Origin of the sequence: Roseobacter sp. OBYS 0001 (assembly GCF_019654895.1) — a bacterium.
GTDB classification, from domain to species: domain Bacteria; phylum Pseudomonadota; class Alphaproteobacteria; order Rhodobacterales; family Rhodobacteraceae; genus Roseobacter; species Roseobacter litoralis.
The window spans coordinates 765,492-790,367 of sequence record NZ_BPES01000001.1 but is presented as its reverse complement, the minus strand read 5'-3'; the positions used below and the strand labels follow the sequence as shown (position 1 = coordinate 790,367).

Sequence of the window (24,876 nt, the reverse complement as noted above, 5' to 3'; positions counted from 1 at the left end):
CAACGCCGCTACCTGCCCGCTAGCACCGCAGTATGAAATCGATCTATGATGCGGGTCCTTTCGCCCCGTGCCCCAGCCCCTTCAACCTGACGCGCCATGTACTGGCCGCTGGCCGTGCATGTCCGCAAAAAGATGCCTTGCTGATTGTGTCCCCTGATCACACCGAAACCTGGTCTTTTGGCGCATTGGAGGCTGCAGTGCTCGGCACCGCCACGGGTTTCTTGCACTATGGTCTTGTGCCGGGTGATGTGATCGTCATGCACCTTGGCAATACAATCGACTTTCCCATCACCTATCTGGCCGCAATGGCCGCCGGGCTGGTCCCGGTGCCCACCTCGGCCGCCCTGACGCAGGGCGAGGCGGAATTTGTCATCAAAACCGTCGCGCCAAAGGCCGTGGTGGCAGCACCGGACATCCGCTGCCCGGAATACGCTGCGATAATTGACCTTGATAGCCTGCAGTCCTTTCGCAGCCTGCCAGCCGCGCCCTATCATCTGGGCGACCCGGACCGCCTTGGGTATATCATTTTCACCTCCGGCACATCGGGCAAGCCGCGCGCGGTTGCGCATGCGCATCGGGCCATCTGGGCGCGGCAGATGATGTTTGACGGATGGTATGGTTTGCGACCCGATGACCGTTTGCTGCATGCGGGGGCCTTTAACTGGACCTATACGCTGGGCACCGGGCTGATGGATCCATGGACACTTGGTGCCACCGCTGTGATACCGGTGCCCGGCACCAAACCGCGAAACTTACCCGCGCTTTTGGCAAAGCATGACGCCAGCATCTTTGCGGCAGCGCCCGGAGTATACCGACAACTCCTTGAGGGTGCGGAACCTGTGCCCCTGCCTGCCTTGCGCCATGGGTTGAGTGCGGGTGAAAAGCTCCCCCCCGCTCTCGCCGCGCGCTGGGTGACAGCAACGGGGTGTCCTGTCTTTGAAGCATACGGCATGTCCGAATGCTCAACTTTTATTTCGCAAAGCCCGGCCGATCAAAACGCCGCAGGCACCTTAGGCAAGCCCCAAAAGGGTCGACGTATTGCATTGCTGAAAAACGGTGAACCGGTTCCTTTGGGCGACGAAGGCACCATCGCCGTCGCGCGCAATGATCCGGGGCTGATGCTGGGGTATCTGAATGCGCCGAAAGAAACCGCCGAACGCATGTCCGGTGCGTGGTTTCTGACCGGCGATCAGGGCGTGATGGACGCGCAGGGGCACATCACCTACATGGGCCGCGATGATGATATGATGAATGCGGGCGGCTACCGGGTGTCCCCCATTGAGGTCGAACGCGTGCTGGCCGATTGCCCCGGCATCACGGCAGTGGCTGTCACAGAGGTCAAAGTCAAAACGGACACCACGGTGATCGCCGCCTTTTACACCGCCGCAAACGCACTGGACGAGGCGCAGCTGCGCGCTTATGTGTCGAGCACACTCGCGCGCTATAAACAGCCCCGGGTGTTTGAACACCTGCCGGACCTGCCCATGGGCGCAAATGGCAAAATCCTGCGCCGTGTTCTGCGCCAACGCTTTGAGAGGCACCATGACCGAAAAGACAAAGATTGATATCATATCAGATCCCATTTGCCCGTGGTGCTATATCGGCAAGGCGCACCTGGACCGCGCCCTCGCGGAAAACCCTGATCACCCCTTCGTGATTGAATGGCACCCCTTTCAACTGAACCCGGAAATGCCGCGCGATGGTATGGACCGCCGCGCCTATCTGGAAGGCAAGTTTGGCGGCAAGGAAGGTGCAGTGCGCGCCTACGCACCGGTCGTTGAAAATGCCAAAGCCGCAGGGTTGGAGATTGATTTCGAGGCGATGAAGCGCACACCCAACACGATAGATGCGCACCGTCTGATCCACTGGGCCGGGATTGAAGGGCGTCAGACCGCAGCCGTTTCGGCTCTGTTCAAGGCATATTTCAAAGAAGGCCGGGACATTGGCAACGCCGAGGTCCTAGGAGATATCGCCGATAGCATCGGGATGGATGCTGCCGTGATTGCCAAGCTTTTGAAATCCGATGCCGATATCGACGACATCAAAACGCGTGATGCGCACAGCCGCAGTATGGGTGTCACGTCTGTGCCGACCTTTGTTGTGGCGGGCAAACACGCCGTGCCCGGCGCGCAACCTGCGGAACTCTGGCACAAGGTCATCGCAGAGGTCTCTACGAATAGCTGAGGTTACTGTGCAAAAATGTTAAAATGTCACGTCAAGTCGAGATTGAAGAGGGTTCAACTCTAGGTTATGTCTGACGCTAAGTAGCGCCAATTTGTGAACGCGCGAAGTGAGACAGGGCCAGAAATTTGACGCAGACGACGCGCCACCTCCCAATTGCCCGGGCTGAGTTCATTGCCCTCATGGCGATGATGTTTGCGACAATCGCTTTTTCGATTGACGCCATGCTGCCTGCGATGCCCGATATTGCAACGCAACTGACACCTTTGGAGCCAACACGCGCCACATTGATCATCACCTCCTTTGTTTTGGGCATGGGGATCGGGACGTTTTTTGCCGGACCACTTTCGGATGCTTTTGGGCGGCGACGCATCATGTTTCTGGGCGCGGGTCTATACATTGCCTCGGCGGCTGTGGCTTGGGCCAGTCAGTCCCTGGAACTGATGTTGATTGCCCGGGTATTTCAGGGAATCGGAGCATCCGGCCCACGTGTGGTCTGTATTGCGATCGTGCGCGATCTGTTCTCAGGGCGCGAGATGGCGCGCATCCTGTCCATCGTCATGATCATCTTTACGATCGTTCCGGCCTTTGCGCCCGCCATGGGCGTCGTTATCATTCACTTTACGGGCTGGCGCAGTATTTTCCTCGCCTTTATGATCTTCTCTTTGATTTCAGCGGTTTGGCTTGGCCTTCGGCTGCCCGAAACCCTGCCAGAAACAAACAGGCGCCCGTTGAAAATCGCACTGATTGTGGATGCCGTGCGGCAGATGCTGCAACACCCGGTCGTGCGCATTTCGATCTTTGTGCAAACACTCTCCATGGCCATGCTGTTTTCGCTGCTGATGCTGATACAGCCGATTTACCAGTTTGTGTTCGACAAGCTTGAAACCTTCCCCTTTTGGTTCGGTGCCATTGCATTGTCCTCGGCGCTTTCCAGCTTTCTGAACGCCATGCTGGTTGTGCGTTTTGGCATGCGCCGCCTGATCACCATCGGTCTGGCCATGCAGATTGGTCTGTCAACGCTCGTCCTGATGACAAGCGGGAGCGCCGCCGGCCAGGGCTTTGCCGTTTTTGCGATCTGGCAGGCTTTCGTGTTCTTTCAGGCCGGTTTGTCCATTGGCAACCTCAATGCCATCGCGATGGAACCGATGGGCCATATTGCGGGCATGGCCGCGAGTGTGATCGGCGCGATTTCGACCGTGCTGGCGGCGGTGATCGCCTCCCCAGTGGGTCTGTTGTTTGACGGCACGATTCGACCGCTGGTTGGCACCATTTTGGTGCTGGCGCTGCTGGCATTCCTGCTGATGATGTATATGGCGCGGGTTGAGGCACGCGCGCAAAGGGCTTAGCTGGCCTTTGCCTTTTTGCGCTTTTTCTCGGCGATGACCTTTTCGGCCAGATCCCTCGCGATGGCAAATGCCCCTTTGATCTTGTCGGCATCCGCTTTCCAGTCGCGCCGCACAACGATCTTGTTGTCTTTGACCTTGGCCATCCCGCGCTGATCCTCGATAAAGGATACAAGCCCTTGTGGTGAGGCAAATTTATCGTTGTGGAACTGGATCGTCGCCCCTTTCGGCCCGCCATCCAATTTGGCGATCCCGGCCCGTTTGCACATTGCCTTGATCCGCACCACCAGCATCAGCGTGTTGACCTCGCGCGGGAGTTTGCCGAACCGGTCGATCAATTCAGCGGCAAACCCTTCCAGTTCAACCTTGGTGGTGAGGCTGCTCAAACGACGATACAGCCCAAGCCGCACATCCAGATCCGGCACATAGTCTTCGGGGATCAGGACAGGCACGCCGAGGTTGATCTGCGGGGCCCATTGATCGTCTGCCTCTGACAGGCCTTCCAGTTCACCGGTCCGGATCTTGGCAATCGCTTCTTCAAGCATGGATTGGTAAAGTTCAAAGCCCACATCCCGCATCTGGCCTGATTGCTCTTCGCCAAGCAGATTGCCCGCGCCGCGAATATCCAGATCCTGACTGGCCAAAGTGAACCCCGCCCCCAGCGTATCAAGGCTGGAGAGCACACGCAGACGTTTTTCCGCCGTCGCAGTCAGTCGCGCGCGGGGTTTCGTTGTCAGATAGGCATAGGCGCGGGTTTTCGACCGCCCCACGCGCCCCCTGATCTGATAAAGCTGCGCAAGACCAAACATATCCGCTCTATGCACAACCATCGTATTGGCGGTTGGAATATCCAGACCGGATTCAACAATCGTAGTGGCCAGCAGAATGTCGAATTTACCGTCGTAAAAGGCGTTCATCCGGTCATCAAGCTCACCCGCCGCCATCTGCCCATGCGCCACCACATAGGTCAGTTCGGGCAGTTGTTCGGTCAGGAAAGCCTCAATCTCCGGCAGGTCAGAGATGCGCGGAACGACGTAAAACGACTGCCCGCCGCGATAGTGCTCGCGCAGCAAGGCTTCGCGCAGGGTGACCGTGTCAAATTCACTGACATAGGTCCGGATCGCCAGCCGGTCCACGGGCGGTGTGCCAATGATGCTGAGGTCGCGCACCCCAGTCAGGCTAAGCTGCAGCGTACGCGGGATCGGTGTTGCGGTCAGCGTCAGCACATGGATGTCGGTGCGCAGCTGTTTCAGGCGCTCTTTGTGGGTCACGCCGAAATGCTGTTCCTCGTCGATGACCAGCAGCCCGAGGTTTTGAAACCGAATGCCTTGAGCCAACAGCGCATGGGTGCCGATCACGATATCAACCGTGCCGCGGCTCATGCCGTCGCGCGTCGCGTTCGCGTCCTTGGTCGAGACAAAGCGACTGAGCTGCCGGACGTTGATCGGAAAGCCGCGGAACCTCTCGGCAAAGCTCTTGTAGTGCTGGCGCGCCAGCAGGGTCGTCGGCGCGATCAGGGCAACCTGAACCCCGGACATGGCCGCCACAAAGGCGGCACGCATGGCGACTTCGGTCTTGCCAAAACCCACATCGCCGCAGATCAGCCGGTCCATCGGATTGCCCGACGTCATGTCATCAATCACATCCTCAATGGCGCGCAACTGATCATCGGTTTCCGTATAGGGAAAACGCGCGCTGAAGGCATCCCACATGCCCGGCGGTGGCTCTAACACGGGCGCTTTGCGCAATGCACGTTCCGCCGCAACGCGGATGAGCTTTTCGGCAATCTCGCGAATGCGCTCTTTGAGGCGGGCCTTTTTGGCCTGCCACGCCCCGCCGCCCAGACGGTCGAGCAATCCCTCTTCGTGGCCGTATTTCGACAACAGCTCAATGTTTTCGACAGGCAGATACAGCTTGGACGATTCCGCATATTCCAGCAGAATACACTCATGCGCGGCCCCTGCTGCCGTGATCACTTCCAGCCCCCTGTAGCGGCCAATGCCGTGATCCACGTGCACGATCAAATCGCCGGGGCTGAGCGATTGTGTCTCGGTCAGGAAATTCTCGGCGCGGCGTTTTTTGCGCGTGCTACGGATCAGCCGATCACCCAGAACATCCTGCTCTGAGATGACGGTGAGGCCGGGAGCTTCAAACCCGTGCTCCAGCGCCCAGACCGCCAGATACAGACCACGTTTGGCGATCCGTGCCGCGTTGGGTACCGGTATGGCTTCGGCCAGACCTTCGTCTTCGATCAACCCGGTCAACCGTTCGCGCGCGCCTTCAGAATAGCTGGCAATCAGGACAGGGCCAGCCCCCATCTTTACTTTAATATGATCGGCTAAAGCCCCGAACAGGCTCAGGCTTTCCTGTTGTCGTTCGGGTGCGAAGTTCCGCCCGATCCGCGCACCTGCGTCCGTGACATTCAAGCCTGTTGGCTGTGGCAAGGGCGCAAGTTGCAGCACGCGGCGCCCGGCAACTTCCGCGTCCCACGCAGCATTGTTCAGATAAAGCGCCTCTGGTGGACAAGGCTTGTACACACTGTCCATCTTGGAACGATTGGACATGGCAATGCGGCGCGTTTCATATTGATCCGCGATGCTGTCCCAGCGGGCCTCGCGCACGGCGGTGATCTGATCATCCAGCGACACAGAAGCCTCTGGCAAGTAATCAAACAGCGTTTCCAACCCGTCATGGAAAAACGGCAACCAGTGTTCGGCCCCTTGGTGCTTGCGCCCGGCGCTGATGGCTTCATACAGGGGGTCATCGGTGCCTGCCGCGCCAAATTCGATCCGGTAGTTCTGGCGAAACCGGGTGATGGCAGCCTCATCCAGAATGATCTCGGAGACCGGCGCAAGCTCAACAAGGTCCAGCTTTTCGGTGGTCCGCTGCGTGGCACTGTCAAAACGCCGCGCGCCATCAAGCGTGTCACCAAAAAGATCAAGCCGCACAGGCCCCATATCCCCGGGTGGAAAGATATCAATGATACCGCCCCGCACCGCATAATCACCGGGTTCCGTTACGGTCGGGCTTTGCACAAAGCCCATGCGCACCAGAAAATTGCGCAAGGCCTTTTCGTCAATCCGACTGCCGACTTTGGCGCTGAAGGCCGCATCCTTGAGCACCGCACGCGCAGGAATTTTCTGACTGGCGGCGTTCAGCGTGGTCAGCAGAATAAACCGCTCCGGCATGCCGTGGATCAATGCCGCGAGCGTCGCCATCCGCTGTGCGGAGATATCAGCATTGGGTGAGATGCGATCATAAGGCAGACAGTCCCATCCGGGAAAAACCACCACAGGCATATCAGGGGCCATGAAACGCAGCGCAGCCTGCACCGCAGCAAGCCGTTTGTCATCGCGTGCGATATGCATCAGCGGCGCGTTGTGCTTTTCAACCTCGTCGAGAAGGACGCGGGCGTCATAGCCTTCCGGCACGCCTGAAATGGTAATATGCGTTTGCGCAGTCATGGGCTGCTTCAATTGTGTCTTAGCGCCTGAGTGTCAACCGCCCAAAGCGCCAATCGACAGGTTTTGATACATTCCCCAAAGCGCTGTGACAAAGATCGACACGACACCGATCATCTGAACATAGAGCCGATGACGCGACAGCCGCTTGCGCAACAGCGCTCCGCTGGCCTCTTCGTCATGTATCAGCCGGGCCGTGGATAAAGAGAGCAAGCCCACGATCGACAGGGGAAAACCCAGCAGAAACAGCGCCTGCGCGATCTCAAGCCCATAGAGAAAGCCGCTCAATAACAGTGCTGTCAGAATAAAACATCCCAGTCCCAGCATCCACAACCCCGAGACCGTCGAGATAAACAGCAATCGGTTCGTGTTGATGCGCACAAGATCTTCCAGATCCTGTTCCGCCTGCCCCCCGTGGCGCCCGGCCCGCAAGACCATATCGTAGGGCACGCCAAGCACCCAATGGCTCGCGGTGGACCAAAGCACGGCCAAGGCGATCCAGAACCAGAGGTTCGAGAAGGAGCGCATGTCAATCAATTCAAAGATGCTGCTGTAAAGGTCCACGAGACGTGCTTTTCTTTTTGTCTTTCGGCACTCTTAGCGGGGCAATGTGGCAATTCCTAGCCTTGGCTTGGGGAAAAATACATGGCAATCAGGATGTGTAATATAAAATGGACATTCACGATGCGCCCGACACAAGCCCCCTTTCCCGCCACCCGTCTGCGCCGCCTGCGCCAAAGCCCGGCCGTCCGCGCCCTGACGCGGCAAAATACGCTCACGGTGGATGATTTTATCTGGCCTGTATTCGTGCGCTCCGGTGAAGGGGTGAAGGAACCAATCCCGTCGATGCCCGGCGTGTATCGTCGCTCCGTCGATCAGCTGGTGGAGGCCGCGCGCGAGGCGGCAGATCTGGGCATCCCCGCGATCTGCATCTTTCCCTACACGGGCCTCGAAGAGCGCACAGAGGATTGCGCGAGGGCGTGGGACCCGGATAATAACACCAACCGCGCCATCCGCGCCATCAAACAGGCGGTGCCGGATATTGCGGTAATGACGGACGTGGCGCTGGATACCTATAACATCAACGGGCATGATGGTTTTGTCGAAAACGGTGAAATCGTCAACGACCGTACCGTTGAAGCGCTGGTCAAAATGACGCTGGCGCAGGCTGACGCTGGCGCGGATATCATTGGCCCGTCGGATATGATGGATGGGCGGATCGGTGCGATGCGCGAAGGACTTGAAGCGGCAGGGCATCAGCGGGTCATGATCCTGAGCTATGCGGCGAAGTATGCCTCCGCCTTTTACGGACCCTTCCGCGATGCGGTGGGTGCTTCGGGTGCTTTGACGGGTGATAAAAAGACCTACCAGATGGACCCCGGCAATTCCGATGAAGCCCTGCGTCTGATTGAACGCGATCTGCGTGAGGGCGCGGATATGGTCATGGTTAAACCCGGGATGCCCTATCTGGATATCTGCCGCCGGGTCAAAGATGCCTTTGGCGCACCGACTTATGCCTATCAGGTGTCGGGCGAATACGCGATGATCCAGGGCGCGGCTGCGAACGGCTGGATTGACCGGGACAAGGTCATGATGGAAAGCCTGATGGCATTCAAACGCGCGGGCTGTGATGGCATTCTAACCTATTTTGCCCCCGCAGCGGCCCGCATCCTGAACCCATAGCGAATTGCCGCTGAAAGCACGGCTTGCGCGTGACTTTGGTCTGAAATGCGCGTAATATCGCGCACAAGCCGGGCAAACCGGCAGCAGAGCAAACAAATACAGGCAATATTATGGAAAACTCACAGATTTCACGTCGGGTGTTTACCCTCGGCGTAATGGCTGGTCTTGGCGTGACCGCTGCTTGCGGAAACGGCGTTGGCAGCAATAACGCAGCACTCCTTGACGCTCGCACCGAGGCGACTTTGGAGGAAATGTACCGTCTCTATCCGCACACGCGCGATCTGGCGGATAAGGCTAACGGCATGCTCGTGATGCCGCTGGTCACGGAAGCGGGTTTTGGCTTTGGTGGCGCGTATGGACAAGGGGCCCTCAGGATCGATGGCGTTTCTGTTGACTATTATTCGCTGTCAGAAATATCTGGCGGGTTTCAGATCGGTGCCCAGCAATATGCGCATGTTCTGTTTTTCATGACAGACGAAGCGCTGAACAGGTTTCGAAAATCATCCGGATGGGCGGTTGGCGGCGATATTGAATACGTCATCTCCGATATCGGTGAAGGGGCAAGTGCAAATTCCACGACCGCTTTAACGCCCGTACTTGCCGCTGTCTTTGGACGTGCGGGGCTGTTTGCAGGGGCGTCACTGGCGGGTAACAAATACAGCCGCATTATTCCCTGATACCCGAAAAAATTCAGGGCGCGCCACGACGCGCCCTGAATGTCGGTTAACCCAAAGCCTGCAAGCGTTTGAACAGACTCGATGTGTCCCAACGTCCGCCGCCCATTTTCTGAACGTCCTTATAGAACTGATCGACCAGCGCCGTGACCGGCAGACTGGCGCCTGTTTCATCTGCCGTATCCAGACATATACCCAGATCCTTGCGCATCCAATCCGTGGCAAAGCCATGGTCAAAATGATCGTCCAGCATGGTTTCATAGCGGTTTGACATCTGCCAGCTGCCAGCCGCACCCTGACTTATGACCTCAACGACGGCCCGTCCGTCCAGTCCCGCCTTATCCGCAAAATGCAGCGCTTCCGACAGGCCCTGAACCAATCCTGCAATCGCAATCTGATTGCACATCTTGGTCATCTGACCCGCACCGCTGTCGCCGATCCGACGACAGATTTTCGAATAAATCTCCATAATGGGAAGCACTCGGTCATAGGCCCCCTGATCACCGCCGCACATGATGGACAGCACCGCGTTTTCCGCACCGGCCTGCCCGCCTGAAATGGGCGCATCCACAAAGCTGATCTGGGCCGCGTTGGCGACGTCGTAAAGCGCGCGCGTGACGGCAGCCGAGACTGTCGTGTGATCCACAAAAACCGCGCCTGCGGCCATGCTCGCAAATGCGCCATCCTCACCAAGACAGACCGCGCGCAAATCATCATCATTGCCCACACAGGCCATTACGAAATCCGCTCCCGCCGCTGCTTTGGCCGGTGTGGGTGCCATCACCCCCCCATGTGTCGCGACCCAGGCGTCGGCCTTTGCAGCAGTCCTGTTATAGACCGTCACATCGTGCCCTGCCTTTTGCAGATGCCCTGCCATGGGCGCGCCCATGACGCCCAGTCCAAGAAATGCCAGTTTGGCCATTTGAAGCCCCCTTTTGGGTGTTGCGTTACCTTGCCCTCCTACCTAACAGTCAGAGGTCTAGGGTCAATTCATTCGAACCATTTCGACACGAGGGCGTCATGGCACAGGTCTTTACATGGCTATTGCGGATCGCGGGCACGCTGGTTGCGCTTATCGTGCTGGCCATTGTGATGATGTATTACCTCGGCACGCGTTCCCTGCCCGATTATGATGATGTGCTGCAGGTGCCCTATCTTTCCGCCCCGGTCGAGATCGTGCGCGACAATGCCAACGTGCCACATATCTTTGGCAGCAATGACGAAGACGTGTTCTATGCCCTTGGGTACGCGCACGCGCAGGACCGCCTGTGGCAAATGACGCTGATGCGGCGCACCGCACAGGGGCGTCTGTCAGAAGTCTTTGGCAGAGAAACCGTTGATATCGATAATATCATGCGCCGTCTGGATATATATCCGCTGGCTGTGGCCTCCCTTGAGGTACAGGACGAAAAGACGATGCGCATTTTGCGCGCCTATGCGACGGGTGTGAATGCCCGGCTGGATCAGGTCAACAATGAGGCCTTGGGCCGGGGCGCGCCGGAAATGTTCCTGTTCAATGCCCCGATCGCGCCGTGGCGTCCGGCAGATTCCATGGCCATCATCAAGCTGATGGGCGTGCGCCTTGCGCGACAGTTGGATACCGAAGTTTTGCGGGCGCGGATGATCAAGGCCCTGCCCGACCCCGAACGCATCATCGACATCCTGCCGGACGCGCCCGGCACCGGGACCGCTGCCTTGCCGGAATATGCACATCTGCTTGGCGCGCCTGTGCAATACGCTGACAGTTCCGACATTCACACACATCCCTTGTCGCCTTTCGTCCCGGCTGAAATGGCGGGCGCGTCAAATGTCTGGGCGGCGGCCCCCTCGCGGTCTGCCTCCGGTGGGACGCTGTTGGCCAATGATCCGCATCTTGGCTTTTCGGCCCCCGGTATCTGGTATCTTGCGCGGCTTGAACTGCAATCAGGCGGCGTGATTGGCGGGACCATTCCGGGCATGCCGATTGTTCTGACCGGGCGCAGCGACAAATTGGGCTGGGGGCTGACTTCCGCGGGTATGGACGATCAGGATCTCTACCTCGAAGAGCTTCACCCGGTGAATAAAGACGAATACCGCACGCCCTCGGGCTTTGAAAAGCTGAAAACCCGCAAGTCGATCATCAACATCAAAGACGAAACTCCGATCACCATCACCATGCACTGGACCGACAATGGCCCGGTCTTGCCCGGCACGCTGTATAATCTGGCCAATGTGATGCAGCCCGGTCATGCGGTTTCGCTGGGCTGGACGCTACTGAGCCCGAATGACACTTCCATGATGGCCGCCCTGCGCCTGATGGAGGCACAATCGGTGCAAGAGGGCTTTTCCGTGATGGAAGACTACGTCGCCCCTGCGCAGAACCTGATGTTGGTGGACAGTGAGACCATCGGAATGAAGATGATCGGAGCCATGCCGCGCAGGGACGCTCGACACGAGACGCAAGGCCGCCTGCCCAGCTATGGCTGGAAAGAGGAAAACCGCTGGCAGGGGGTGTTTCCCTATGCCTCCAACCCCGAATTCATTGCCCCTGCGGGCGGCATTCTGGGCAATACCAACAACAAGGTGGTTGAGCGCCCTTTTCCCAACCACGTCTCTTTTGACTGGGGCGACACGCAACGTGTGAAGCGCTGGGAAAAGCTGATGCAGGCACGTGAAGTGCATACCAGAGACAGCTTCATCGAGGCGCAACTTGACGCGGTCAGCACCTCGGCCCGCACATTGCTCGCCCTGATCGGCACGGAACTTTGGTTTACCGGCGAAGCAGCAGAAGACGGCACGCCGCTCAGGCGCCGTCAACGGGCGCTGTCCCTGCTCGCGGAATGGTCCGGCGAAATGAACGAACATATGCCGGAACCGCTGATTTATTCCGCATGGGTCCGCAGTTTGCAATTGCGCATGGTTCAGGACGAATTGGGGCCCCTTGCGGCCGAATTGACCCATGTTGAACCTTTGTTCATTGAACGGGCGTTCCGTGATGTGGACGGCGCATCTGTCTGGTGCGACGTCATCCAATCCCAACCCATTGAGACCTGTGCAGATATGGCGCGGCTGGCGCTTGATGACGCGTTGATCTGGATCGAAGAGAACTGGGGCTCAGCCCTTGAATCCCTGCGTTGGGGTGATGCGCATCAGGCCACGCATGACCACCCTGTTCTGGGCGACGTGCCCTTGTTGCGCTACTTTGTGAACATCCGCCAGTCGACCAACGGGGGCGACAATACGCTGCAGCGGGGTTTGACCCGCGGGCGGGGCGAAAACCCCTTCGCCAACGTACATGGTGCGGGCTATCGCGGTGTCTATGATTTCGCCGACCCGGACAGTTCGGTGTTTGTGACGTCAACCGGGCAATCGGGGCATTTTCTATCCCGTCATTACGATGATCTGGCGCAGCTTTGGCGGCGTGGCGAATATATCCCGATGTCGCTGGACGAAGATCTGGCACGGGCGGGCGCTGTTGGGGTCACGACGCTGCGGCCAGCCCCGTAAATGGCCCGCGTCATTCTGTTTAACAAACCCTACGGGGTTCTGTCGCAATTTACCGACAAGGGCAGCGAAGGATCACCGCGCCCGACGTTGTCCGCCTATATAGATCAACCCGGGTTTTATCCCGCCGGGCGGTTGGACCGCGATAGTGAAGGGTTAATGGTGCTGACCGATGACGGCAAGCTGCAGGCGCGCATCAGCAACCCAAAGCACAAGATGGCAAAGACCTATCTGGTTCAGGTTGAAGGCACGCCGGAACCACAGCAGCTTGAGGCGTTGCGCGCGGGCGTCCGTCTCAAGGATGGCATGACAAAACCAGCGAAAGCCACCCTTGCTTGTCCACCAGAAAACCTTTGGGAGCGCACGCCCCCCGTGCGCTATCGCAAAACCGTCCCCGACAGCTGGCTGCAGATTTCAATATCCGAAGGACGTAACCGGCAGGTCCGGCGGATGACCGCACATGTGGGGTTGCCTTGCCTGCGTCTGATCCGGATGCGGGTCGGCGATTGGGCGCTCAATGATCTGGTGCCGGGCGCGTGGCGTTTTGCAGCGGACAGCGGACAATAATCACAACCGTTCGTATTTCGCTTCCTGATCCACAGTCCAGCGGACCGAGATTTCAAACCCGTCATCTGTCTGGCGCTCGCCACTCACCAGTTCCTGTTCAAACAGCCATGCACGTTTTTTGCCATCCGCAAAGGCCAGCGACAGTGTTGCCTCGCGCTTCTGGCCCTGCAAGGTCTGGGTAATGGCTTCCAGCAGACCGTCGAGACCTTCGCCGCTGAGCGCAGAGATGGCAAATACGGTGGGGTCTCTGTCAGCACGGGCACGCATCGCATCCGCGTCTTCTTCTGAGAGCAAATCCAGTTTGTTCCATATTTCAAAGGCGGGGCGGTCGTCTTCGACCCCCAATGTGGTCATGATGTCCTGCACATCCTTGGCCTGCGCATCCGTCTCAGGGTGTGAGATATCTCTGACGTGACAGATAACATCAGCGGCCAGAACCTCTTCGAGAGTAGCCCGGAACGCGGCGACCAGTTCCGTTGGCAGTTCTGAAATAAAGCCCACCGTGTCGGAGAGGATAACCTCAGGTCCATCCGGCAAGCGCAGGCGGCGCATGGTCGGGTCCAGCGTCGCAAAGAGCATGTCCTTGGCCATGACATCAGCACCGGTCAAATGGTTGAACAGGGTCGATTTACCGGCGTTGGTATAGCCCACCAGCGCAATAATCGGATAGGGAATTTTGGCGCGCGCCGCCCGGTGCAGCGCACGGGTTTTGACGACTTTTTCCAACTGGCGGCGCAGGCGCGTCAATTGATCGTCGATCGCGCGGCGGTCCGCCTCGATCTGGGTTTCGCCGGGACCACCCACAAACCCCAAACCGCCACGTTGCCGTTCAAGGTGGGTCCATGCACGCACCAAACGCGTCCGCTGATAGCTCAGCGCCGCCATCTCGACCTGCAGAACACCTTCGCGGGTCGCAGCGCGGTCACTGAAAATTTCGAGGATCAGACCGGTGCGGTCGAGCAGTTTGACGTCCCATGCCTTTTCCAGATTGCGCTGCTGCACAGGGCTCACTGCGCCATCGACTAGCACAAGTTCAACCTCTTCATCGTGAAGGGTCGTCTTTATCTGATCAATCTTGCCAGAACCGAACAACATGCCCGCACGAACCGTTTTCAGCGGCACGATTTCCGAACCCACCACATCCAGCTCAGGCAAGGCGCGCGCAAGCGACACCGCCTCAGCCAGGGCGTGATCGGCAAGCCGACGGTCAGGATCAGACTTTATTTCAGGATGCAAAACCCATGCGCGGGTCACACGCGTCTGAGTGGTTTCATCAATTTGAAAGGGTGGCTTGCTCAAGAAGCGTCTTCGCCCTCATACAGACTGATGGGTTGGCTTGGCATGATGGTCGAAATCGCATGCTTATACACCAGCTGGGATTGACCATCCCGGCGCAGCAACACGCAAAAATTGTCAAACCACGTGATCACGCCCTGCAGTTTTACACCGTTGATTAGAAAGATGGTCACAGGAACTTTTGTCTTGCGCACATGGTTCAGGAACGCATCCTGAAGGTTCTGTCTGTCCGACGCCATTGTCTTCCTCGCCTTTATTCTTGCCAGAGCCCGCAGATCGAACTCGTCCCTCGACGTGATTATGAAGCCCCGTTCGCAGAGTTTCCAGCCCTAAAAACAGTCCGTTACGGACCTAACGGTTCAATGGGTCAACTGCGCCACAAATCCGGCGTCAAAAGCGCGATAATCGCAAGGGTTTCCAAACGCCCCAAAACCATCGCCGCACAAAAGACGGATTTTGCATATGGCCCCAGTTCGGCCAGTGAAATCGGTGTTTCCGTGGCAAGGCTCAACAAAGGGCCGGTGGTGGACAGGCCCGCGATGCTGAGCACAAGCGCGTCCTCAAAAGCGACGCCGAACAGGGCAAACAACAGTGTTAATGCGGCCATCGTCATGGCAAAAAGCATGAAGAAAATCCACGCAATGAAGGCCCCGTTGCTTTGCAGACGGCGGCTCTCCTTGCCTGCACGGCTCACCGAGGATGGATGCACCAACCGCTCAAGTTCGCGTTTGCCGTTGAGATAAAGCGCAAAGACGCGCAACAGCTTCACACCACCTGCAGTCGTTGCGACACCGCCCCCCACGAGGGAAAGCCCCATCAGGATCAAACCGGGTGTCCCAAGGCCGGACCACGCCTGCGCCTGAGCCCAGTCCGCACTGGCAAACCCGGTGGTGGTCAAAAAAGACATCACCGTGAAAATGGACCCCCAAAGGGCGCGTATTGCCAGACCAAGATCATCTTCGGCGGCCACATCAAAGGCCCCAATCCAGTGGCGCAGAAACAGCACCAATGGCACGCCGAGCACGATCATGATCCCGAGGCGAAACTCCGGATCGGTCTGAATGCCCCCCTGCGTGGCCGTCACCGTATCCGAGGAAAACGTCAGCCGCGACAGCGCAAACAGCATGAACAGCAGCATCAGAATTTCGCCCGTTAGCCCCGAGCCACTGGCCTCAAGCCCGCCGATCGCAGAAATCCCCGACGTCGACATGATCGACATCGCATGCGTCAGGGCGACCAGCGACGGGTCACCACTGATCAGCAACAGCACCCAAAGCAGCAGCGTAAGGCTGACGTAAATCGGTACCAGAGCAACCACGATCCGCATGAGTTTTTCGCGCGGGTTTGTTCTGTCAAGCTCGCCAAAGCGGCTTTCGCGCTGTCCCGGTTCAGCTTGCGCCGTGACCTCAAACCCGCCCAGATTGAGCGGTGCAAGAATGGCCGAGGCCGCAACCCACATCAAGACACCGCCCATCCAGGCGACCTGCGCGCGCCACAAATGAAGCGTGTTGTTCAACCGGGATGGGTCATCAAAAATCGTCGCACCGGTGGTCGTGATCGCACTGACCATTTCGACATATGCATTGAGAAAACTCGTGGTCTGTAGGCTTTCATAGAGCGGCAGCGCCAAAAAGGCGGGCAGAAACACAAAGGTCGCGAAAATCGACATCAGGTTGCCAAGAACCCCATGTCTGGGGGTGCGACCTGTCTGTGCAATCACGATCATCGCAAAAATCACAACGCCAAATAGGCCCGTGTAGAAAAACGCGCGCGAGGTTTCCAAAGAACGCGTCGCCCCGCTGTGCAGCGCCGGGATGATCATCGAGAACGCGGCCAGACCGAAAATCAGGACGAACAGCTGTTGGTCCAGCAAGTAAGCCGACAGGGGTTTGCGAGGCGTTTTGTGGGCGGCGCGGGGCATCTGGTCAGAAAAAATCGATCGAGACTTGCATCAACCGTTCAACTTCGGGCACGTCTTCGGCGAGGGCAAAGATGGCAATGATGTCGCCTTCGTCAATGCGCGTGCTGCCCATAGGGCGGATGATCTTGTCGCCCTTGCGCACCGCGCCGACCAGCACACCTTCGGGAAATTCAATGTCTGCAATCCGGCTGCCCGCCAGCGGGGAGGTCGACAGGACTTCGGCCTCGATCACTTCGGCCTCTGCATCCCCGACGGAATAGACCGCGCGCACCCTGCCGTGCCGGATGTGGCGCAGAATGGAGCTGACGGTCGTGGCGCGTGGGTTGATGTAGGCGTCAATGCCCAACGGCCCCATGAGCGGCACGAGCGTCGGATCATTGATCAGCGCGATCACATAGGGGCAGCCCTCGGATTTGGCACGCACACAGGCCAGCATATTGGTCTTGTCGTCATCGGTGATCGCCAGCATCGCATCCGCGCGCGCGATGCCAGCCTCGGCCAAGAGCCCCGAATCCAGACCATCGCCATTTAGCACGATGGTACGCTCCAACGCCTCGGCTGCGCGTTCGGCGCAGTGGCGGCTTTTTTCGATGACCTTGGTGCGCACGCGTTTGACGCGCTGCTCAAGGGCCTGGGCCACCGCAAGACCGACATTTCCGCCGCCCACAAGTACCACCCGTTCCTGCTTTGACTGTTTCTTGCCAAAGATTTCCATTGTTCGGGCAATATCCGCGACGTGGCAAAAGACGTAGCAATCATCCCCGACAAACAGCTGGTCCTTGGCCTCGGGCGCAAACAGGCTGCCTTCGCGCCGCACACCGACGACCGTTGCACGCAGCGTCGAAAACAGATCGGTGAGTTGCCGCAGCGGCGTGTTTACCACCGGGCATTCCTCTTCAATGGTGATGCCCAGCAGATGCGCCTTACCATCCATGAACACTTCGGTGTCAAAGGCCGCAGGCGCAGACAGACGTTGCAGCGCGGCGGAGGCGACTTCTCTTTCGGGACTGATCACCACGTCGATGGGCATGTGATCACGTCGGTAAAGGTCGGAATAGATCGCCTCCAGATAGGACTGGCTGCGCAGACGCGCGATCTTTCGATTCACGCCGAAAACCGAATGGGCAATCTGGCAAGTCACCATGTTGACTTCATCCGAATGGGTCGCGGCGATGATCATTTCCGCGTCTTCCGCCCCGGCACGGGCCAAAACGTCGGGATAGCTCGCAAAGCCTGCGATCCCCTGCACATCCAGCGAATCCGTTGCGCGCCGCACGAGGTCAGGATTGCTGTCCACAACGGTGACGTCATTGCGTTCGCCTGAAAGATGCCGCGCGATCTGCCAGCCTACCTGACCGGCACCGCAGATGATGACCTTCATGTTTCGTGTCCTTCAGGGCATGCTTAAGGCTTTCTGAATGGCAGATGGCCTGCACACGGTCAATTCAATTGTCTTGGGCAGCCAAAGCGGGCATTTTATCCCCATGGTTTGGTTCAGAATACTGCTGCTCGGTGTCAGCCTGCTTGCGGCCTGCGCACCGATGGAGCTCTATTATCAAAACGGTGGCAGTGTTGCGCGTATGCAGGACAATCTGCTGTCCTGTGAGGTCGCCGCCTTGAGGGATGCGCCGGTGGCCTCAGAGATCAGACGCCGCCCGCCGGTGTTTGTGCCCTCACGCCGACATTGCACGGGCGGACATTGCTATCATCGCGGCGGGTATTTCGTGGACGGGCAAATCTATACGGTCGATGTGAATGCACGTCTGCGCGGCGATCTGGAAGCGCGATGCATGCGCAACAAGGGCTATTCTCCCGTTGAGATCCCCGATTGCCCTGCCCGGCTGACGCGCGAGATCAGCCCCGCACAGACCGACGTGATGCCGCCCCTGACGCAATCAAGCTGTGTCATCCGGGACGGCAGTGGCATGTGGCAGATTATTGAACCTGCACCCTGATTTGTGTCGCTTTTGATCTAGCCGCTGTCCGGCGCGCTTTCTAAACCAAAGATATGAACGCAATGATTCCCAAAACGGGCCCCGACCTTACCCCCATCAAAGCCGTCTCGCAGGCCTATGCCGCTGCATTGGAGCGGGCGACGCCTGACACAGTGGCCGATATTTTGGCCACCTATCAATCGGACAGGTGCCAGTGGTTCGGCATGCACCCGTTTCACGAACAAACGGGTCCGCGTGATATCGCCAAGACATTCTGGGCACCGTTCCTGACGTCCTTTTCGCGCATGCAGCGTCGCGAAGACATCTTTTTTGCCGGGCTGAACGAAATTGATGGGTTTTCAAGCACCTGGACCACATCCATGGGTCATTTTCTGGGGCTGTTTGATGCGCCGTTTCTAGGCATTCCGGCCACGGGCAAAATTGCCATGCTGCGCTATGCTGAGTTCAACCGGGTTGAAAACGGGAAGATTACCCAATCCGCGCTTTTTGTGGACCTTCTGCATCTGATGGCGCAGGCGGGGATCCATCCGCTGAATGCACCGCAAACAGGCGCGCAGTTGGTGCAGCCCGGACCCCGCACGCATGACGGCCTTTTGATGACACCACAGCCCCATGCTGCGTCACAAGGAACCCTGTCACGTATCAACAATATGATCGGCTCAATAGATCACGCCAATGCCGCGGCAAAGCCCCCCACGCCTCAGGAAGAGCTGCGCGTGGATTGGCAGGATGACATGATCTGGTGGGGGCCAACCGGGATCGGGGCGACCTACACGATTGACCGCTACATTGATCAGCATCAGGGCCCTTTTCGCCGCGCGATGGAAGGGCGTGTGCTCAATGGCCATCTGTGCCGCATGGCCGAGGGGACATATGGCGGCTTTTTTGGCTGGCCAAACCTCACGCTGACCAACCGAAACGGCTTCATGGGCGTGCCCGGCAACGACATCCGCGCCGATATGCGCGTGGTCGATATCTACCGGCGCGACGGCAACAAGCTGGTTGAGAACTGGGTGTTCATCGACATGCTGCATTTTCTCAAGATGCAGGGCGTGGATGTTCTGGCGCAGATCACCGCCCAGAGCGTCTGACGAAACACCTGAAAGATCACGTCACACGTTGAAATCCTTGATTTCAGGCAGTGTTACGTTTGTCAGGTTTTCCGCATGACTCTTTAGCCCACCGCCTCTGCTTCTTCATCGATATGGGCAACACGCGTACCGGACTTGGCCGATGTCACAACCCCAAGCGATTTGAGTTTACGGTGCAATGCGCTGCGTTCCATCCCGACGAAGTTCGCTGTCTTCGAGATATTGCCGCCAAAGCGGTTGATCTGCGTCAGAAGGTATTCACGCTCGAATGCTTCGCGGGCTTCGCGCAGGGCAAGTGTGGCGAGGGCACCGGACAAGACGATGCCGCTGTCACTGTCGCTGCTTTCCTCGATGCCCGGCAACTCCCGCGCTTCGATTGGCCCGTTGCTATCGCCAAGGATCAGCACCCGTTCGATCAGGTTTTTCAACTGACGCACGTTGCCCGGCCAATGCATCGTTTGCATCAGCGCGATGGCATCCTCGCTCAGTTGACGCAGGGCCAGACCTTGCGATGCGTTCATTTCCGCGATGAAGGTTTCTGCCAGCTCTGGTATATCTTCGCGACGTTCCTCTAGCGATGGGACCGCGATTGGGACGACATTCAGACGGTGGTAGAGTTCCTGACGGAACGTGCCTGCTGCAATCGCCTCTTCGAGGTTGCGGCTGGTGGATGAAATTACGCGCAGATCAACGCGCACCGTGTCATTGCCGCCCACCCGCTGAAATTGCTGATCTACCAGAACACGCAGTATTTTCGACTGTGTCCCTTCGGGCATATCCGCCACTTCATCAAAATAGATGATGCCGCCATGCGCTTCTTCCAGCAAACCGGGTTCGACGCCCCGTTCTGCGGTCTCACGCCCAAACAGCACTTCTTCCATACGATCCGGCGCAACCCCGGCACAGTTCACCGTCACAAACGGTGCTGACGCGCGATTTGAATTGGTGTGGATATAACGTGCGGCCAGTTCTTTTCCGCATCCCGCCGGACCGGTCAGCATCACACGCCCGTTTGATTTCGTCACCTTATCAAGCTGGCTGATCATGGTACGAAAGGCCGCAGAAGAGCCGATCATATCCGCCGAAGACACGTCCCGACGTTTGAGGCTTTGGTTCTCCTGACGCAGGCGCGATGTTTCCATGGCCCGCCGGATTACGACCAGCAACTGATCAATATTAAAGGGCTTTTCGATAAAGTCATATGCCCCCTGTTTGATTGCCGCGACCGCTATTTCGATATTCCCATGTCCCGAAATGATCACGACCGGCACATCCGGATTGTCGCGTTTGACAACCTTTAGAATATCAATCCCATCCATGCGGCTGTCTTTCAGCCAGATATCCAGAATGATGAGCGCAGGTGCATCAGCGTTGATCGCGGCCATCGCGTCATCCGAGTTTCCGGCAAGCCGGGTGGCATAGCCTTCGTCGATCAGAATATCCGAGATCAGTTCGCGAATATCGCGCTCATCATCGACAATCAGAATATCACTCATGGGTCAGAAGTCCTTCTTGCGGGGGGGTATCGGTTTTGGGGGCAGCAATGGGCAGAACGATCACTGCCATGGCGCCAAAATGTGCATCCTTGCTAAAGGCTGGCGCGTCTTCGAGGGTCAGGGTGCCCCCGTGTTCTTCGATGATCTTCTTGACGATGGGCAGGCCGAGCCCCGTGCCTTCGCTGCGCGTCGTGACATAAGGTTCAAACAGACGCGCCCGGTCCTCGGGCAAGCCAATACCATTATCGGCAATTGTGATGGTTGCGCGGCTCTTGCCCGCCTTCATGACGATGCGGATCATAGGCGCGTAGCCTTCCGGTGCGCCTTTTGCTATAAGACTTTCAGTGGCTTCCCCGGCGTTCTTAATCAAGTTAGTGAGCGCTTGGGTGATCATGGTCGCATCCAGATCGCTGGGCAGCGGTTTTTTTGGCAGATCACTTTCGATCAACACATTGGGTTGGCCGGTTGTCTGCAACAAGACCGCGTCCCGCACCAAAACCGTCAAGTCAATTTCCTTGCGCTCCGGTTCCGGCATGCGGGCAAATTTCGAAAATTCGTCCACAATGCGGCGCAGATCACCGGTTTGACGCACAATCACATCCGTCATCTGCTCCAGCGCCTCGCTGTCTTCACCCACACGCGATGAGAACTTGCGTTTGATGCGCTCGGCCGACAATTGGATCGGGGTCAGCGGGTTCTTGATCTCATGCGCGATACGGCGCGCAACATCGCCCCAGGCGGCCATCCGCTGCGCGCTCACCAGATCAGTCACGTCATCAAAAGCCACCACATATCCTTCAAGCGTCCCGTCTTCGGACCGGCGTGTCGCCATGCGGACAAGCAAGTTCTCAAGACGCCCCTGACGGGTCACCTTTACCTCACTCTGCACCGTTTCCGTCGGTGAGCGTTTGATCGCTTCAAAGAGCTTTGCAAACTCCGGCACCACAGCGATCAGGGCCAGCGATTGACGGTCTTCGTGCCAATCCAGCAGACGTTCCGCCGAGCGGTTCACGAATTTGACCCGCCCCGCCGCATCAAGTCCCACCACACCAGAGGTCACAGAGCTTAGCACGGAATCAAACAGACGTCGGCGCCGTTCAATCTGTTCTGTATTCTCGATCAGTGTTTCACGCTGCAATTTCAACTGCTTGGTCATCTGGTTGAAATAACGGCTGAGCATCGCAATCTCATCATTACCGTCTTCTTCGCGCACCTGAACATTCAGATCGCCCGCCCCAACCTGCTGGGCGGCCCCCGTCAAACGCCCCACCGGGCCCGACAGCCGCTCTGCAAACCACAGGCCAAGCCAGATCGCCGCAAGGATGAGGATCAGGGCGAAGGCCAGATACAACAGGCCAAATTCAAACAACAGCCGCCCGCGTTCGCTTTCGAGTTGCTGATACAAGCGCACCGTTTCCTGCGTTTCATCCAGCAATGACAGTATCTCACCGTCGACATCACGGCTCACGTACAGGAACCGGTCCACAAATGACGACAGCCGGACCAGCGCGCGGAATTCATTGTTACCCCAATCCTCGATCACGATAACATCGCCGCCGCTTGCCTCCTGCAGTTGCGCCTCCGTTGGCGCCTCATAATCGAACAGGTAGGAACGATCCCCACGGGCACGAATATCTGCAGTGCCGTCAATCAGATAGGCCTCGCGCAGGCCACGCTGAATCTGCCGCTGCCCATCTGCCAGAAGCTCACTGTCCGAAATAACAACGCCACGCTGACGCGCGTTATTGATCAGCGCGGCCAGCACCCGGGCATCCTCTGCCAGATCGACACGTTGCTCGGTCTCATAGGCCTGTGCGGCGGCCAGCGAGTTTCCGACGACTTCTCTGACGCGGTCAGAAAACCAGCCCTCCAGACCAACATTAACTGTCAGCCCTGCAAAAATTGCGACCGTCACGGTGGGAATAAGCGCCAGCAAAGCAAAGACGCCGGTAAGACGCAAGTGCAGCCGGGAGCCGGCAGATTTTGCGCGCCGCGCCGCGATCAACCTGCCCACCTGCGCCAGAACGAGCGCTGCAACCACGAGAATATAGACGAGATCGGCCAGCAGGATCAGCCGCAAGCCAAGCGTATTGCCCGCCTGCCCCAGTGGCCCGAGAATAAGGTATGTCGCCAAGGCGAGGACAGGCCCAAGCACAACAAGACCCAGCGTTGCAGCGCTGCGCACACGTTTAATGCGACGCAGCCGACCCAGCTTCATCCACAGTGATTTTTCCACAATGGAAACCACTCAAGACCCTCACATATGATGTAGCGCCATTGGCGCGAACCGCTCTATTTTGTGATTCTCAACAGGAGGTGTCCCCTGATGGCCACGTTTGTGTGGCAGTTTTACATCAATTTGCGACGCCGTGTCACCTCTATATCCAAGTCGGTGATCTTTTTTCTGAGCGTATTGCGATTTATTCCAAGTAAATCAGCGCATTTGGCCTGATTTCCACCTGTTGCTTCCAGTGCAATTTCGATCAGAGGCGCTTCGACTTCGCGCAGGATTCGCGCATATAGGCCCGTCGGCGGCAACATGTTGCCATGCAAATCAAAATACCGCCGCAGGTGGCGTTCAACGGATGCGCCCAGTTTTTCGGTATTGCCCGCCGCGCGCATAGGCTCCAGATCAGGCTGCGCACCCAGCACCTGCTCAACCTCGGAACCGGTGATTTCTGCGGCCCGGCTGGTCAGGCCAAGCCGCCGTATCGCGTTTTCCAACTGCCGCACGTTGCCGGGCCAACTGTAGTTGCGAAATATCTCGGCGGCGGCATCCGAAAGAGTGCGCGGTGCTGCGCCCGATGCCTCGGCACGCGTCAGAAAATGCTCCGCCAGCAGCGGAATGTCATCAACCCGCTCGCGCAGGGATGGCACGGTAAGGGTTGCACCGCTGAGGCGGTAATAAAGATCCTTGCGCACATTGCCTGCCTCCATGGCACCGGCGAGGTCTGTCTGGCTTGTCGCCAGAAAGCGCGGACTGTATTCGCCCGGCGAATCCATCATGCGAACCAGCCGCGCTTGCAATTCTTCGGGCAGGTCGGCGATTTCCTCAACCAGCAGCGTGCCCCCTTTGACACGCGCCAAAAGACGCGCTGGACCTTCAAGCTCCTGAAAGTCCGCCGCAGTTGCTGCAACGAAGGGCAAACTGCGCCTGTCTGAAAAATCATGAATGGCGCGGGATATCAACGACTTGCCGGTGCCTGATTCCCCCCAGATCAAAACCGGAAGGTCCGCATTCATCACCCGTGCCACGACCCGGTAAAGCGATTGCATCACAGCGGTACGACCCACAAGGGGCAGATCATCCGGGCGATCATCACTGGCCACAGGTGCACGCCGGTTCTGCTGCTGAAGCTCAAGCGCGCGCGCCGTGCGCTTCATCAGGTCCGGTAAATCAAATGGCTTGGGCAGGTAATCGTAGGCCTCGGCCTCTGCGGCCTGAATGGCGGTCATGATCGTGTTCTGTGCCGAGATCACGATCACCGGCAAGCCGGGCCGATCCTGCGCAATCTTCGGCAGCATCTCAAGACCGTTTCCATCGGGCATCATCACATCCGATATCACGACATCGCCTTTGCCCTCGCCCACCCATCGCAGCAACGTGGTCAGGCTGGAGGTCGCATGCACCTTGCAACCCGCCCGCGTCAGCGCCTGTGTGAGGACGGTGCGAATTGTCCGATCGTCATCTGCTACCAGTATTGTACCGTCCATGGCCTGAG

At 58.1% G+C, this 24,876-nt stretch carries 18 protein-coding genes and 1 pseudogene; 9 read left to right on the top strand and 10 right to left on the bottom strand.

Going from position 1 to position 24,876, the window contains the following annotated elements; all coding sequences use genetic code 11:
* Positions 1–32 precede the first annotated feature (32 nt).
* The 3 genes from K5Q35_RS03805 to K5Q35_RS03795 all read left to right on the top strand — a co-directional run bounded on the left by K5Q35_RS03805 (position 33) and on the right by K5Q35_RS03795 (position 3,530).
* Entirely contained in the window at positions 33–1,565 is a 1,533-nt protein-coding gene (locus tag K5Q35_RS03805; protein ID WP_220798502.1) for a class I adenylate-forming enzyme family protein, read from the top strand.
* On the top strand, positions 1,543–2,184 hold the full coding sequence (locus K5Q35_RS03800; protein WP_013961728.1) for a DsbA family oxidoreductase: 642 nt from the start codon (positions 1,543–1,545) through the stop codon (positions 2,182–2,184). Before K5Q35_RS03805 ends, K5Q35_RS03800 begins: the two co-directional genes overlap by 23 nt.
* A gap of 125 nt (positions 2,185–2,309) precedes the next feature.
* Complete coding sequence (locus tag K5Q35_RS03795) at positions 2,310–3,530, top strand: multidrug effflux MFS transporter (RefSeq protein WP_220798501.1); 1,221 nt, start codon at positions 2,310–2,312, stop codon at positions 3,528–3,530.
* Here the strand turns inward: K5Q35_RS03795 and mfd are convergent.
* Both mfd and K5Q35_RS03785 read right to left on the bottom strand, forming a co-directional pair.
* A complete protein-coding gene (gene mfd, locus K5Q35_RS03790) occupies positions 3,527–6,991 on the bottom strand; it encodes a transcription-repair coupling factor (protein ID WP_220798500.1) in 3,465 nt (1,154 codons plus the stop codon). The genes K5Q35_RS03795 and mfd overlap by 4 nt on opposite strands.
* A gap of 33 nt (positions 6,992–7,024) precedes the next feature.
* A complete protein-coding gene (locus K5Q35_RS03785) occupies positions 7,025–7,552 on the bottom strand; it encodes a component of SufBCD complex (RefSeq protein ID WP_220798499.1) in 528 nt (175 codons plus the stop codon).
* Positions 7,553–7,672: 120 nt separating this feature from the next.
* On the opposite strand from K5Q35_RS03785, the gene hemB reads away from it, so the two are divergent.
* Entirely contained in the window at positions 7,673–8,671 is a 999-nt protein-coding gene (gene hemB, locus K5Q35_RS03780) for a porphobilinogen synthase (protein ID WP_220798498.1), read from the top strand.
* Positions 8,672–8,781: 110 nt separating this feature from the next.
* Positions 8,782–9,348 carry a YSC84-related protein gene (locus K5Q35_RS03775; RefSeq protein WP_220798497.1) on the top strand — a complete coding sequence of 189 codons (567 nt, stop codon included), beginning with the start codon at positions 8,782–8,784 and terminating at the stop codon, positions 9,346–9,348.
* A 46-nt stretch (positions 9,349–9,394) separates the two neighbouring features.
* On the opposite strand, the pseudogene K5Q35_RS03770 reads toward K5Q35_RS03775, so the two are convergent.
* A pseudogene (locus tag K5Q35_RS03770) lies at positions 9,395–10,279 on the bottom strand (NAD(P)-dependent oxidoreductase); the annotation flags it as partial.
* An 86-nt stretch (positions 10,280–10,365) separates the two neighbouring features.
* Here K5Q35_RS03770 and K5Q35_RS03765 point away from each other — a divergent pair.
* Positions 10,366–12,831, top strand: a complete 2,466-nt coding sequence (locus K5Q35_RS03765; protein ID WP_220798495.1) for a penicillin acylase family protein — start codon at positions 10,366–10,368, stop codon at positions 12,829–12,831.
* Entirely contained in the window at positions 12,832–13,395 is a 564-nt protein-coding gene (locus tag K5Q35_RS03760) for a pseudouridine synthase (protein ID WP_220798494.1), read from the top strand.
* Here K5Q35_RS03760 and hflX read toward each other — a convergent pair whose 3' ends face one another.
* The 4 genes from hflX to trkA all read right to left on the bottom strand — a co-directional run bounded on the left by hflX (position 13,396) and on the right by trkA (position 17,993).
* On the bottom strand, positions 13,396–14,694 hold the full coding sequence (gene hflX / locus K5Q35_RS03755) for a GTPase HflX (protein WP_220798493.1): 1,299 nt from the start codon (positions 14,692–14,694) through the stop codon (positions 13,396–13,398).
* Positions 14,691–14,930, bottom strand: a complete 240-nt coding sequence (hfq, locus tag K5Q35_RS03750; RefSeq protein WP_007119530.1) for an RNA chaperone Hfq — start codon at positions 14,928–14,930, stop codon at positions 14,691–14,693. The genes hflX and hfq overlap by 4 nt, the downstream gene beginning before the upstream one ends.
* A 128-nt stretch (positions 14,931–15,058) precedes the next feature.
* A complete protein-coding gene (locus K5Q35_RS03745) occupies positions 15,059–16,612 on the bottom strand; it encodes a TrkH family potassium uptake protein (RefSeq protein ID WP_220798492.1) in 1,554 nt (517 codons plus the stop codon).
* Positions 16,613–16,616: 4 nt separating this feature from the next.
* Entirely contained in the window at positions 16,617–17,993 is a 1,377-nt protein-coding gene (gene trkA, locus K5Q35_RS03740) for a Trk system potassium transporter TrkA (RefSeq protein ID WP_013961717.1), read from the bottom strand.
* A gap of 37 nt (positions 17,994–18,030) precedes the next feature.
* Here trkA and K5Q35_RS03735 point away from each other — a divergent pair, with 37 nt between their 5' ends.
* Together K5Q35_RS03735 and K5Q35_RS03730 are read left to right on the top strand one after the other, a co-directional pair.
* A complete protein-coding gene (locus K5Q35_RS03735; protein ID WP_220798491.1) occupies positions 18,031–18,567 on the top strand; it encodes a hypothetical protein in 537 nt (178 codons plus the stop codon).
* 53 nt (positions 18,568–18,620) lie between these two features.
* Entirely contained in the window at positions 18,621–19,658 is a 1,038-nt protein-coding gene (locus K5Q35_RS03730; protein WP_220798490.1) for an ester cyclase, read from the top strand.
* Positions 19,659–19,741: 83 nt separating this feature from the next.
* Here K5Q35_RS03730 and K5Q35_RS03725 read toward each other — a convergent pair whose 3' ends face one another.
* The 3 genes from K5Q35_RS03725 to K5Q35_RS03715 all read right to left on the bottom strand — a co-directional run bounded on the left by K5Q35_RS03725 (position 19,742) and on the right by K5Q35_RS03715 (position 24,868).
* On the bottom strand, positions 19,742–21,154 hold the full coding sequence (locus K5Q35_RS03725; protein ID WP_013961714.1) for a sigma-54 dependent transcriptional regulator: 1,413 nt from the start codon (positions 21,152–21,154) through the stop codon (positions 19,742–19,744).
* The gene (locus tag K5Q35_RS03720) at positions 21,147–23,372 is read right to left on the bottom strand and encodes a PAS domain-containing sensor histidine kinase (RefSeq protein ID WP_220798753.1); all 2,226 of its coding nucleotides are present in this window, start codon (positions 23,370–23,372) and stop codon (positions 21,147–21,149) included. The genes K5Q35_RS03725 and K5Q35_RS03720 overlap by 8 nt, the downstream gene beginning before the upstream one ends.
* A gap of 131 nt (positions 23,373–23,503) precedes the next feature.
* A complete protein-coding gene (locus K5Q35_RS03715; protein WP_013961712.1) occupies positions 23,504–24,868 on the bottom strand; it encodes a response regulator in 1,365 nt (454 codons plus the stop codon).
* Between the last annotated feature and the right edge of the window lie 8 nt (positions 24,869–24,876).